A 12,315-nucleotide genomic window follows, 5' to 3' on the forward strand; every position below is an offset into this window, starting at 1 on the left:
AGAGCATCCTCGGGAGAATCAGAAATAGGCGCGGGTGTTTTCGTGCACCCGTGGGCTGAAACGCAGTTCGTCCTGGGGCCACCAGCGATACTGCCGGTGTTGCTCCGTGGGCGGCTGCAGCGTCTGGTGGTCAGCCAGCTCCAGGCAATAGCTGAGCACCACGTAGTGGGTGTCCGGCCCAGCTCCGGCGTTGGCAAATACGCTGTCATCGTAGAAGTGTTCGAACACGCCCAGCAGCCGTGCATGGGCGCGCTCGAACGGGTGCCCCAGCTCGTCGCGGCTGATGCGCCGAAACGCGTTGTCGAGGCTTTCGTTCTTGTAGATACGCCCGCCGGGCACGAACCAGTACCCATAGGCCGGGCGATTGACGCGCAGGCCCAGCAGCGCATCGCCTCGGCTGTTGCGCACCACCAGGTCAATCGCCACCAGCGGCGTCGATGCCACGACCGTCTGGAAGGTCGGTAAATCAAGCCACATACACGTCAAACCTGTGCCAGGAAACGTTGCAGAATGCGTTCCTTGTCGAGGAACTCCTTGGCGTAGTTCAACGCCACCTCATTGCGCGCGGGCAGTGCCAGCACGCGCTCGATCCCGGCGTTCAGCGCGGCGACCGACTCCGGTTCGATCAGCACGGCAATGCCCTGGTGCTCCTCGCACAGGCGGCCGAGGGTAGTGCCTGGATCGGCGGTGATGATCGCGTTGCCCCCCACCGCCAGAATGTTGGTGAGCTTGGACGGCAGCACCGCGTCCGCCACCCCGCGCTTCTGAATCACCAGGTGCGCGTCTGCCGACGCCAGCAGGGCCGGCAGGTCGGCATACGCCTGCAACGGTGCAAACAGCACATTGCGCAAGCCATCGCGTTCGACGCGCTCCAGCAACCGCGCCTTGCCCGTGCCCTCGCCGACGATCAGAAACACCAGCTCTGCACGCTGGGCATGGGCCTTGGCAGCCTCGAGGATCAGTTCCAGCCCCTGCTTCTCGCCGATGTTGCCCGAGTACAACAGCACCCGCGCGCCCACCGGCACCCCCAGGCGTTGCAGCAATGCGCGGTTGCGCGGCACCTGGCGAAAACGCGCGGTCTCCGACCAGTTGGGAAAAAACAGCAACCGCTGGCTGTGCACGCCTTTGCCACGGGCCTTGTCGAGCATGCCGGTGGAAATCGTCGACACCCGGTCGAACCGCCGCAGCAACCAGCGTTCAATGCCAAACGCCACGCGCCGCAACAGTGATCCGCCACCGAGGCCGAGGCCGAACATTGCATCGACTTCGTAGTCCTGAATATGCAGCACCGAGCGCGCGCCGCTGAGCTTGGCCAGCAGCAACGCCTGGGGGGCACAAAACAATGTCGGCACTACCAGCATCACCAGGTCCGGCTTCCAGCGCAGCTGCCCCAGCACCGCCAACGACGAGCTGGCGCAAAAGCTGATCAGGTGCAGCAACCGCGTCAGCGCGGTGGGCTGGCGTGGCACATACAGCGGGCAGCGAATCACCGTCACGCCATGGTCTTGTTCAGTGCGATAGCGCCACGGCGAATAGCCCGCGCCCACCTGCCAGTGCGGGTAATACGGCGGCGCCGTCACCACGCGCACGTCATGCCCCTGGCTGGCCAACCAGCGCGCCTGTTCACCGCTGTACTTGCCGATACCGGTGAGTTCCGGGCTGTAATTGATGCCGTACAGAAGGATCTTCATCACTGGCCCCGTGGCTGTTCAAGGGCGGCGAGATAGGCGTTGTAGGCATCGCGCAGGCCCTCCTCCAACGGCACATAGGCCTCCCAGCCCAAGGCATTGATGCGGCTCACGTCGAGCAATTTACGCGGGGCGCCGTCGGGCCTGCTCGCGTCAAAGCGCAAGCGCCCCTTGAAGCCGGTGACCCGCACCAGCGCCTGGGCCAATTCGGCGATGGTGCAGTCCACGCCGGTGCCGACATTCAAGTGCGAGCGCATCGGCTGGGTCTGCTCGCGATAGCGCTCGAGGCTCAGCTCCATGACATGCACGCTGGCCGCGGCCATGTCGTCCACATGAAGAAACTCACGCCGGGGCCGGCCGCTGCCCCAGATCACCACCTCGTCATCGCCACGCTGGGTTGCCTCATGGAAGCGCCGCAACAGCGCCGCGATCACATGGCTGTTTTCGGAGTGGTAATTGTCGCCAGGGCCATACAGGTTGGTCGGCATCACGCTACGGTAATCGCGGCCGTGCTGGCGGTTGTAGCTTTCGCACAGCTTGATGCCGGCGATCTTGGCCACCGCGTAGGGTTCGTTGGTAGGTTCCAGCGCGCCGTCGAGCAACACCGCTTCGATCATCGGCTGCGGTGCATGCACCGGGTAGATGCAGGAGGAGCCGAGGAACAACAGTTTCGCCACGCCATGGCTGTGGGCGGCGTGGATCACGTTGGCCTGGATCATCAGGTTCTGGTAGATGAAATCGGCCGGGTACGTGGCATTCGCATGAATCCCGCCGACCTTGGCAGCCGCCAGGTACACCTGCTCCACCCGCTGCTCGGCGAAGTACGCCTGCACCGCCGCGGGGTCGAGCAGGTCGAGTTGATCACGGCTGGCCGTGAGGATTCGGGTATAGCCCAAGGCCCACAGGCGCCGCACAATGGCCGAGCCGACCATGCCGCGATGGCCGGCGACGAAAATCCGCGCATCCAGATCACGTGCCATGCTCAGTTCTCCACGGCAATCGGTGCGTCATGCCCATGCAGGCGCAACAAGGCATGGCGCTGGGCGACCTTGAGGTCTTCGCGCACCATCTCCGCACACATTTCCTGGGCGCTGATCTCCGGGGTCCAGCCCAGTTTGTGCTTGGCCTTGGACGGGTCGCCCAGCAGCGTCTCGACCTCCGCCGGACGGAAGTAACGCGGGTCCACCCGCACAATCACATCGCCGACCAGGACGCCCGGCGCCAGATCACCGTCGATGTGTTCCACCACCGCCACTTCCTCCACGCCTTTGCCGACAAAGCGCAGGCGCACACCCAGTTCCGCCGCCGACCAGCGAATGAAGTCACGCACCGAATACTGCACGCCGGTGGCGATCACAAAGTCCTCGGGGCTGTCCTGCTGCAGCATCATCCACTGCATGCGCACGTAGTCCTTGGCATGGCCCCAGTCGCGCAGCGCGTCCATGTTGCCCATGTACAGGCACTGCTCCAGGCCCAGCGCGATGTTGGTCAGGGCGCGGGTGATCTTGCGCGTCACAAAGGTTTCGCCGCGACGCGGCGACTCGTGGTTGAACAGGATGCCGTTGCACGCGTACAGCCCGTAGGCCTCGCGAAAGTTCACGGTGATCCAGTAGGCATACAGCTTGGCCACCGCATAGGGCGAGCGCGGGTAGAACGGCGTGGTTTCCTTCTGCGGGGTTTCCTGCACCAGCCCGTACAACTCGGAGGTCGAGGCCTGGTAGAAGCGGGTCTTCTTTTCCAGGCCCAGCAGGCGGATTGCCTCAAGGATACGCAACGTGCCGAGGGCATCCACATCGGCGGTGTACTCCGGTGAATCGAAGCTCACGGCGACGTGGGATTGCGCGCCGAGGTTGTAGATTTCGTCCGGCTGGATCTGCTGGATGATGCGCGTCAGGTTCGACGAATCCGCCAGGTCGCCATAGTGCAGGATCAGGTTTTTGTGCAGGGCTTGGGGGTCCTGGTAAATATGATCGATGCGCTGGGTATTGAACGACGATGAACGCCGCTTGAGACCGTGCACGGTATAGCCTTTTTCCAGCAGCAGCTCCGCCAGGTACGAGCCGTCCTGACCGGTAATCCCGGTAATAAGCGCAACTTTGTTCATGTCTGTCTCCCGATTGATAGGCGAGCGAAGGCCTTCACCCAAACTTGGGTGTTTGTTAAAAACGGTCAGTTACTTCGGTGTGGGCAGGTTCAAGTTATGGCCGGTCAACTTTGAAAGTTCCCGGACAATGGCTTCCTTGTCGGTTAAGTGAGCAATCGCGGTTTCCAGTTCGAGCACTTTTGCGCCCACCAGGAAGCGGTACCAGTAGCCCTGCAGCAGGTGATAGACCAGGCCACTGCGGCCATCGAGAAACCCCAGCTGGATGATGTAGCGCCACAGGAAATACGCGGTGGAACTCAGGGTGAATGGCACGCGGTTGTACAGGCGGTTCTTCACCAGCCGCTTGGTGCGGGCCTGCAAGGAACTCTGCCCGGTGTGCAGTTCATCGCGGATCGCAAACAACCCCAGCCGTGCGTTCAGCACTTCGATCGCCTCGCGGGTGGCGTACTGGTTGTGCTTGTGGGTGAAGAAGGTCAGGTCATGCAGGTTATGGTCGGCAAATCCGCCGTCCAGGGTGATGGTGCGGCCCTCGGCCACCGAGATGTGCTCATCCATCCAGCGGTCTTCCACGCGCCCCAGCCCACTGCGCCACAGGCGCAGCATCTTGAGCGGGTAGCGCCCGCCGTGGCGCACCCAGCGCCCCATGAAAATATGCTTGCGCTTGAAGTTGATGCCGGTGATATCGCCGGCCAATGTCGGCAAGCGGGTATTGATCGCGGAGGCCAGGTCGGCCTCGATGATCTCGTCGGCGTCCAGGCGCATCGTCCAGTTGCCGGTAATCGGCAGGTGGTCCAACGCCCACTGGAACTGCTTGGCCTGGTTGACGAAGGGGTGCTGCACCACCAGCGCGCCGTGACGGCGGGCGATGTCGCAGGTGTCGTCGGTGGAGAACGAGTCGACCACCAGCACCTCGTCGCTGAAGGCGCGTGCCGAGTCGATGGCACGGGCGATGTGCAGGCTTTCGTTGTAGGTCAGGATAATGACGCTGACGGTTTCGCGGGTCATGGCCTCGACTCCTGCACGTGTTGGGTGCGCTGGCTGATCTGCCGCGACGGATGCCCGGCATGTACAGTCCATGGCTGCGCGATGCTCTTGATCACCAGGGTGCGCGCGCCCACCACCACGCCATCGGCAATACACACGCCAAGGGTGATAAAGGCCTCGGCACACACCCACACGTGCTCGCCCAGCACGATGGGCTTGGCATACAGCTGGAAATTGCGACTGTTGTAGTCGTGGGAGCCACCGCACAAATGCGCGCCCTGGGAAATCACGCTGTAGCGCCCGATCCGGATCAACGCCATGTTGTAGAGGGTGGTGCCATCGGCAATCCCGACGTGGTCACCCAGCTCCAGGTTCCACGGTGCCCAGACTTTCGCCCGTGGGTACACGTGCACGCCCTTGCCCAGTCGCGCCCCGAACAGGCGCAGCAAGAACGCCCGCCAGGCATGAAACGGGCGTGGGCTGGTGCGAAACAGCACCACGTACACCATGTTCCACAGCTGACGGCGGATCCGATGGCCGAGTGAAAATGACGCCGAGCGATGCGGGTCGTTGCCTTGGAGAATCATGGGCAACACTCCCGCACGATTTCCAAAAGGCGCTGGGCGCCGCGGCGGATATGAAAGCGTTGGCTGAAACACACCTTGGCGCGTGCCGACATCTGCGCGTAGCCTGGCACATCGAGCTGCAGCCAGCGTTGCAGGTTAAGCACGGTTCCGGCGGCGGTGTCTTCACTGACAAACCCGACGGCGTCCTGGTCGATTTCACGCCAGATATTCACCTTGTTGCTGATCAGCACCGGCTTGCCGCAGGCCAGGGCTTCAGCCACGACCACGCCAAAATTCTCCTGATGGGAAGGCAGGCAAAACACCTCGGCCGCATAGAACGCCCCCCACTTGGCGGCGCCTTGCAACATGCCAGGCCAGCTCACGCGGTGGGCGATCCCCAACTGCTCGGCCTGCGCCCGCAGCGCCTGGCCCCAACCGCCTTGATCGGGGCCGGCCATCACCAGGTGCAAACGCGCGTCCTGGCCAGCGACCTGGGCAAACGCCTGCAGCAGGTGATTGCAGCCTTTTTTGACGTGGATGCGGCTCAGGAAAAGGATCAGCCGCTTGCCCTGCAACTCGGGGTGATCCTCGATAAAGGCCTGCGCCAGGCGCGCGCCGTCAGCCGGCGGGCTGGCGGTGCCGTAGGCGGTGATCGTCTCGTTGGCGCGATACAGCCAGAACGACTCACGCGCGCGGATTTTCTCTTCCTCGCTGGTAAACACCACGCGCTTGGCATCCCTCAGCACCCGGTACTCACCCCACGGCCAATACAACCATTTCTTCAAATGCTTGAGCGGGTATTCGTGCTTGAACCAGGGATCGAGCATGCCGTGGGTATACACAATGTACGGCCTATCCTGCGCGTTCAGCACCCGGCGGGCGACGAAACCGTGGTACTGCCACAACCCGTTGATGATGAAGAAGTCGTACTCGCGCGCGTGCTGCTCCAGCCATTGGCGGATATTGCCGTTCAGCCCGTAGCCAAACCGACTCGGCCCCATGAAGTGCACAGCGCCCGGGTAGTCGACCGCGAAGTGCGCATCCAGCGTCAAGACATCCACCCGATGCCCGTCCTGGACCAGCACCTTGTCAATTTCCCGAGCGGCGTTGATCGGGCCGCCATTTTCCGGTTTAACCGAAGAGATGATTCTTAGTAACTTCAAGTGCTGTCGTCCGCTGATGCGTTGAGTGGATTCAGGATTTCTTGCAGGCGGCGAGAATCAGGCAGGCGTAGAGCACGCCAAACGCCAGGAACGTGCCCTGCATGGTCATCACCCCGTTGAACAAAATCGGCGCGAGGAACCCGCACAGCAGCAGCGGCACCCCCGTGCCCTGGCGCACCAGCGCCTTATAGGATTTGAGCAGCAACCAGAGCAGGACAAAGATCCTGAACAGGATGAACATCGCCCCGGCAGGAAGGCCCATCTCCAGGACAATTCGCGACCACTCGTCCTCGGCCAGCAAGAAGCCTGCGCCCTGCTCGCGCCCGGCGCGCAGCAGGGTCGAGGCGGCATTGGTGCCCGACCCGATGCCGTGCCCCCACAGCGGCGCGTCGTCGACCACCCGGGTAAATGCATACAGGCTGGAAAATGCGCGGGTCACCGGCGAGCCTTCACTGGCCACCGCGCTGCGGTTGCGCTCGACCAGTACCTGGTAGCTGTCGGTCGACATGAAGATCAACAGGCTGACAAACAACGCGGCCGCCAGCAGGAACAGCGCCAGCAGGTTGCGCTGCGACTTCTTGATCAAGGCCACCACCAGCGCAGCGAGCAATACGATCGCCGCATAGGCATAGATGGCCCTTGAGCCGGTGAGAAAACACATCACCGCCACCGAGGCCGCAGACACCGCAAAGAGGCCATAGCGGCGCGCAAACACCGCCTGGAACAGCGCCTTGTCGAAGATCGACGCGACCAGGAACGCAAAGCAGGCGGAGACATACACCACGTGCCCGGCGGTAAAGGTAAAGGTCCCATACGGCCTGACGACACCGTCGGCGATCATGAAGATGAAGTCGTCATCGCCGATGCCTTTGTTGACGTACGCCTGGGGCCCGGACGAATATTGCAGCACCACCAGCACGCTGATCGGGATCGCGGCAAACAGTGTGATGCGCGCGAACCGATAGACATCCGTCAGCCTGAGGGTCTTGCCGGCCACGAAGATCAACGGGAAATACAGCAGGTAGTTGCGCACGCCGTAGCCGTAGATGACGAACCCTTCAGGGCTGCTCAATAAAAACGCCGACACCAGCACGAAGAACACCATGACCAGCACCACGAAGTAAGCCGACACCAGGTTTTTCGAAAAGAACCCGAACCTGAAGGCACACCAGTAGATGTAAAGGACAATCGGGTCCTTGATGAAATAGATCACCGAGCTGAGGCCGGGCACCACCCACTTGCGCAAGATCCCTTCGAACAGGATGAGCAGGTAGATGAGCACGAACGCACTGACCACGCGGGCCCGGTAGCGCTCGTGCAGGCTGAGCCGTTCAGGGCTGGCAAAGGATTGCATCCAGCACCTCCCTGGCGTAGCTGTCCCAGGTCGTGCCGCCGGCAGACAGCAGCGCGTTGTGCTTCAACGTCGCGAGTTTCTGCCGATCACTGGCCAGTTCCACCAGGCGGCTGGCAATGGCTTCGGCGGACCTGATCGGCACCACGTAGCCATTGACCCCTTCGACGACCAGGTCGGCCGCGCCACAGTTCTGCGAGACGATCACCGCCGTCCCCGTGGAGAGCGCTTCACCGACCACCAGGCCGAACGCCTCGGCGAGTGACGGCAGGACCAGCACGTCAGCCTCCTGCAGATGGCGAATCACCTGATCGTGGGAGGCCGAGCTGAACCACTGGACCTTTTTCAGCTCGGCGTTGAGCGTCGGGTTACGGCCGTTGGCGTAGTCCCCACCGATCACCGTGACGTCGAGGGCAACACTGCTGGCGGCCAGGTTCAGCGCCTCGAAGAAGTACGAGAGGCCTTTCTGCTGGGTCAGCGCGCCGATAAACATCACCTTCAACCGCGCACCGGGGCGCACCGCTGCCGGCGGATGTGCCAGCGGCGCCGGTGCACCGTAGGGTGTGATCGAGACCTTGCCTGGGGCGATGCCAAAGTCACCCAGGGTTCGCTTGGCAAACGTACTCGCGACGATGATCCTGTCCGCCAGCGCCAACTCGGTGGTCTGCTTGCGCACGGTGTCGTCACTGATGTTCGGGATGCTGGCGCGCCACGCGGGGTTGGCCTCGCGCTCATGCTCAAGGACTTTGCACGCGTAGGCGACCGAGCCAAAGGCCGCCTCATAATTGAGGGTGATCCCGCCGATGTCGCGGGCCGCGCGGAACAAGGCCAGGCACTTGCCGTCGTAGCCGTACACGTGCCGGGGTTTGCGCGCGGAGCGGTACAAGAACTGCGCGCTGGACTGGTCAATGTGCTGGTACACATTTTCCGGGCAGAACATTCCGCTGTTGCGCTGCGTGAGGCGAAACCACTTGAGCTTGTCGCAGAGCACGCGCGGCACATCGTAGCGCGGGTAGCTGTGCAGCAGCGCGCCATCGACCTGGTCAAAGGTGCGGCGCAGGCACTCCTTGCCTACGATAGGCAGGCGGCACAGCAGCGAATCCTTGTGCAGCGCCAGCGAGGTATGAAAGGAATGCAGCAGCTGTCGTTGGTTCAACGCTCGCAGCAACGCACGGACATTCTGGTTACCGACGGGATGGGCGACGAGAATCATTTTATTTCCCCATCCAGGCTTCGACGATGGCACTTGAACGCGCCGGACTGTAGGTGAACGTGCGCGTGGCACGCTGCCTGACGACCCGCGCCGGGTTGCCCGCCACGACCGTGAAGGGTTCCACATCGCGGTTGACCACACTGCCCGCCCCCACCACGGCGCCCTCGCCGATCGTGACGCCCGGCAGGATCATCGCGCCGGTGGCAATCCAGGCGTAATCACCGATCACCACCGCTGCAACCTTCAGGCGCCAGGCCGGGTCATCGAGGGCATGGGTGCCGGTCAGGATCCTCACGCCCTCATTGATCGCGACGTGGGCGCCGATGCGCACGGGGGCGTGCAATTGAATGAAGCTGCGCTGGCCGATAAAGCTGCCGGTACCAATGCTGAAGCGCGCCAGCGCCCCTTCGAACTCGCAAGCGTTGATCATCACCAGCGAGCCCAGCGTGGCGCCCTGGCGACGCAATGCACGCTGGCGGCGACTGGCCTTGAGCAGCCGGCCCAGCAACAGCACACGCTTGGCCAGGTACTTGAGGCCCTCCAGCGTCAGCGGGTTGACTTTCAATCGCTGCCGAATCAAGTCATTGATCAACACGGGCCATCCTCACTTCAAGACGATGAAAACCGTGCCTGGCAAAGCAGAACAACACGACTTCCGTGGCCACCAGCACATAGCAGACGCCGAGCAGGCCGAAGGGTTGTGCCAGGCCGAAAACCGCCAGCACACTGGCTATCGACACCAGCATGAACACCAGTGCGAAGCGCGAGTAGGACGCCGTCGCCATCAACGCGACCCAGTACACCTGCCAGGCCACATGGGTCAGTGCGCCGAGGGTCAGCACCAGCATGATGGTGCTGGAGTAATCGTCCTTCCGGCCCGACCACACATCGAATATGGTGCCGCCAAACACCACCACCAGCACCCCCAGCACACAGGCGATGGGCAGTGAAAACTTCAAGGCGTAGCGAATCATCTTCCTGACCAATTGGTTGTCTCCGACCGAAAATGCATAGGAGATCTCCGGCCACAGGGACTGGTTGACCACCGTCGAGAACTGCACCAGCACCCTCGAAATGGTGCGGTACAAGCCGAAGATCGCCGCATGGGCCGGCGACAGCAGCACCGACAGCAGGATGATCAAGCCCTGCACGTTCAGCGCCAGGCCGATGGGAAACGCCAGCGAGGCAATCGAGGGTTTGATCAAGGTGGTGAACGCACGCTTGCCGATCGCCGCCGGGTCGAAACGCAAGGTGATGCCCAGCCGATTGGCAATCAGGTTTTTGCTGAGGAGGCCGATCAGGCGCACGCCCAGCAGCGTCAGGCTGGTAGCGACCAGGCTGTGGGTGAGCGAAGCGCACACCAATGCGGCCGTCCATTCGAGCATCCTGATGACGTTCATGATGAAGGCCGACAACGGCAACGCCTTGCTGGCCCGGTAGCGGATCGAGATCATGTTGGTGAACAGGCACAGCAGCGAATAGCCGGTGAGTGCCGACAGGATCAACACCCCATCGTGGCTCCTGATGGCGTGGAGATTGAGCACGCCGAACAGGTCGAAAAACGCCATGGCCCCGAGGGCCAGCACCAGCACGCTGAGCCCCGCCAGGACTAAAAACGCAAAGCTGGTGCTGTAGACCGCACGGGCCACCCTGACCCGCCCGCGTTCATGCCAGATCACCACCTTGCTCGACGCCGCCGTGGTCACGCCCAGGTCAGACAGCGCCAGGTAGGTGGGGATCGCCGACAGCACCACCCACTCGCTGTAGGCGCCAAAGCCCCAACTGGCGATCAGTACCGGCACACTCACCAACTGGATCAGCAGGTTGACCACCTGGCCGAACGAGTTGGCACCAATGCCATTGACGATTCTTTTAACTACGCTCATGGGATGACCTATACGGTGTCGAGAGGTCGCCCGATGGATATGTAGTGAATGCCTTTCTTCAGCACACTCGCGGGGTCGTACAGGTTGCGCCCGTCAAAAATCAACGGCTGTTTGAGCTGCTGCTGGATCACCGTGAAGTCCGGTGCCTTGAACACCTGCCATTCGGTGACAATCATCAAGGCGTCGGCGCCCTTGAGGGCGGCCTCCTTGGTCCCGCACAGGCGCAGGTCGTCGCGGTCGCCGTAGAGCCGCTGGGTTTCTTCCATGGCCTGCGGGTCAAACGCCTGCACCTTGGCGCCCGCACGCCAGAGCGCTTCCATCAGCACACGGCTGGGCGCCTCGCGCATGTCATCGGTATTGGGTTTGAAACTCAGCCCCCACAGCGCGAAGGTCTTGCCCGCCAGTTCACCCTTGAAGTGACTGGACAGTTTGTTGAACAGGGTATTTTTCTGTTCGGCGTTGCGCCGTTCCACCGCCTTGAGCAGCGTGGCGTCGAAGTCGATGCCATCGGCGGTCTGGATCAACGCCTGGACATCCTTGGGAAAACACGACCCGCCATACCCGACGCCGGCATACAGAAAGTGGTAGCCGATGCGCGGATCGGAGCCGATGCCCTGGCGCACCATCTCGATATCGGCCCCCAGCCTTTCCGCCAGGTTGGCCATCTCGTTCATGAAACTGATCTTGGTGGCGAGCAGGCAATTGGCGGCGTATTTGGTGAGTTCGGCGCTGCGCACATCCATCACGATGATCTTTTCGTGGTTGCGGTTGAACGGCGCATACAGTTCGCGCATCACCGCTTCGGCATGCCGGCTGGCGGTGCCGATGACAATACGGTCCGGGCGTATGCAGTCGGCCACCGCGCAGCCTTCCTTGAGAAACTCGGGGTTGGAGACCACGTCGAAGGTCAAGTCGGTACGGTCACGCAAGGCCAGCATGGCAGCCACGCGCGCGCTGACCTTGTCGGCGGTGCCCACCGGCACGGTGGACTTGTCGATGATGGTCAACGGGGCCTGCATGTGCTGGCCGATGGTCTCGGCCACCGTCAGCACGTATTTCAAGTCGGCGGAGCCGTCTTCATCCGGCGGCGTGCCCACCGCGATAAATTGCACTTCACCATGCTTGACCCCGGCGACGGCATCGGTGGTGAAATTCAAGCGGCCCGCCGCGTGGTTTTCCCTGACCAGGGTCTCCAGGCCAGGCTCATAGATCGGGATATGGCCCTGGTTCAGGCGCTCGACCCGCTGGGCGTCGATATCGACACACAGCACGTCGTGACCGACTTCAGCGAGTACCGCTCCCTGGACCAGGCCCACATAACCGATGCCAAATACTGTTACTTTCATAGCGTTTCTCGTTG

12 protein-coding genes are annotated in these 12,315 nt (G+C 62.4%); all 12 read right to left on the reverse strand.

What is annotated here, in order from left to right; translation table 11 throughout:
- Positions 1-18 precede the first annotated feature (18 nt).
- On the reverse strand, positions 19-477 hold the full coding sequence (locus AC07OJ_RS29945; RefSeq protein WP_282397555.1) for a GDP-mannose mannosyl hydrolase: 459 nt from the start codon (positions 475-477) through the stop codon (positions 19-21).
- Positions 478-482: 5 nt separating this feature from the next.
- A complete protein-coding gene (locus tag AC07OJ_RS29950) occupies positions 483-1,691 on the reverse strand; it encodes a glycosyltransferase WbuB (protein WP_495095742.1) in 1,209 nt (402 codons plus the stop codon).
- Positions 1,691-2,668, reverse strand: coding sequence for a GDP-L-fucose synthase (gene fcl / locus AC07OJ_RS29955; protein ID WP_495095743.1), 978 nt, complete (start codon positions 2,666-2,668; stop codon positions 1,691-1,693). Before fcl ends, AC07OJ_RS29950 begins: the two co-directional genes overlap by 1 nt.
- Positions 2,669-2,670: 2 nt before the next feature.
- Positions 2,671-3,792, reverse strand: a complete 1,122-nt coding sequence (gene gmd, locus AC07OJ_RS29960) for a GDP-mannose 4,6-dehydratase (protein WP_065906193.1) — start codon at positions 3,790-3,792, stop codon at positions 2,671-2,673.
- A 69-nt stretch (positions 3,793-3,861) separates the two neighbouring features.
- A complete protein-coding gene (locus tag AC07OJ_RS29965) occupies positions 3,862-4,797 on the reverse strand; it encodes a glycosyltransferase family 2 protein (RefSeq protein ID WP_106804263.1) in 936 nt (311 codons plus the stop codon).
- Positions 4,794-5,363 (reverse strand): LbetaH domain-containing protein, encoded by a 570-nt coding sequence (locus tag AC07OJ_RS29970; protein WP_065906189.1) that lies wholly within the window; start codon positions 5,361-5,363, stop codon positions 4,794-4,796. The genes AC07OJ_RS29965 and AC07OJ_RS29970 overlap by 4 nt, the downstream gene beginning before the upstream one ends.
- Complete coding sequence (locus tag AC07OJ_RS29975; protein ID WP_495095744.1) at positions 5,360-6,505, reverse strand: glycosyltransferase; 1,146 nt, start codon at positions 6,503-6,505, stop codon at positions 5,360-5,362. The genes AC07OJ_RS29970 and AC07OJ_RS29975 overlap by 4 nt, the downstream gene beginning before the upstream one ends.
- 31 nt (positions 6,506-6,536) lie before the next feature.
- Positions 6,537-7,859, reverse strand: coding sequence for an O-antigen ligase family protein (locus AC07OJ_RS29980; RefSeq protein WP_495095745.1), 1,323 nt, complete (start codon positions 7,857-7,859; stop codon positions 6,537-6,539).
- Positions 7,837-9,069 (reverse strand): glycosyltransferase family 4 protein, encoded by a 1,233-nt coding sequence (locus AC07OJ_RS29985; protein ID WP_282397559.1) that lies wholly within the window; start codon positions 9,067-9,069, stop codon positions 7,837-7,839. The genes AC07OJ_RS29980 and AC07OJ_RS29985 overlap by 23 nt, the downstream gene beginning before the upstream one ends.
- 1 nt (position 9,070) lies before the next feature.
- Positions 9,071-9,664, reverse strand: a complete 594-nt coding sequence (locus AC07OJ_RS29990; RefSeq protein ID WP_495095746.1) for an acyltransferase — start codon at positions 9,662-9,664, stop codon at positions 9,071-9,073.
- Complete coding sequence (locus tag AC07OJ_RS29995) at positions 9,651-10,955, reverse strand: lipopolysaccharide biosynthesis protein (protein WP_495095747.1); 1,305 nt, start codon at positions 10,953-10,955, stop codon at positions 9,651-9,653. The genes AC07OJ_RS29990 and AC07OJ_RS29995 overlap by 14 nt, the downstream gene beginning before the upstream one ends.
- A gap of 8 nt (positions 10,956-10,963) precedes the next feature.
- Complete coding sequence (locus AC07OJ_RS30000) at positions 10,964-12,301, reverse strand: UDP-glucose dehydrogenase family protein (protein ID WP_107339005.1); 1,338 nt, start codon at positions 12,299-12,301, stop codon at positions 10,964-10,966.
- Positions 12,302-12,315: the final 14 nt, after the last annotated feature.

The organism is Pseudomonas sp. GW821-FHT09C08 (assembly GCF_059418125.1).

What these genes read in the sequence shown, in the direction of transcription:
- AC07OJ_RS29945 (WP_282397555.1), bottom strand. Translation starts at nt 477, where the DNA reads ATGTGGCTTGATTTACCGACCTTCCAGACGGTCGTGGCATCGACGCCG.
- AC07OJ_RS29950 (WP_495095742.1), bottom strand. Translation starts at nt 1,691, where the DNA reads ATGAAGATCCTTCTGTACGGCATCAATTACAGCCCGGAACTCACCGGT.
- fcl (WP_495095743.1), bottom strand. Translation starts at nt 2,668, where the DNA reads ATGGCACGTGATCTGGATGCGCGGATTTTCGTCGCCGGCCATCGCGGC.
- gmd (WP_065906193.1), bottom strand. Translation starts at nt 3,792, where the DNA reads ATGAACAAAGTTGCGCTTATTACCGGGATTACCGGTCAGGACGGCTCG.
- AC07OJ_RS29965 (WP_106804263.1), bottom strand. Translation starts at nt 4,797, where the DNA reads ATGACCCGCGAAACCGTCAGCGTCATTATCCTGACCTACAACGAAAGC.
- AC07OJ_RS29970 (WP_065906189.1), bottom strand. Translation starts at nt 5,363, where the DNA reads ATGATTCTCCAAGGCAACGACCCGCATCGCTCGGCGTCATTTTCACTC.
- AC07OJ_RS29980 (WP_495095745.1), bottom strand. Translation starts at nt 7,859, where the DNA reads ATGCAATCCTTTGCCAGCCCTGAACGGCTCAGCCTGCACGAGCGCTAC.
- AC07OJ_RS29985 (WP_282397559.1), bottom strand. Translation starts at nt 9,069, where the DNA reads ATGATTCTCGTCGCCCATCCCGTCGGTAACCAGAATGTCCGTGCGTTG.
- AC07OJ_RS29995 (WP_495095747.1), bottom strand. Translation starts at nt 10,955, where the DNA reads ATGAGCGTAGTTAAAAGAATCGTCAATGGCATTGGTGCCAACTCGTTC.
- AC07OJ_RS30000 (WP_107339005.1), bottom strand. Translation starts at nt 12,301, where the DNA reads ATGAAAGTAACAGTATTTGGCATCGGTTATGTGGGCCTGGTCCAGGGA.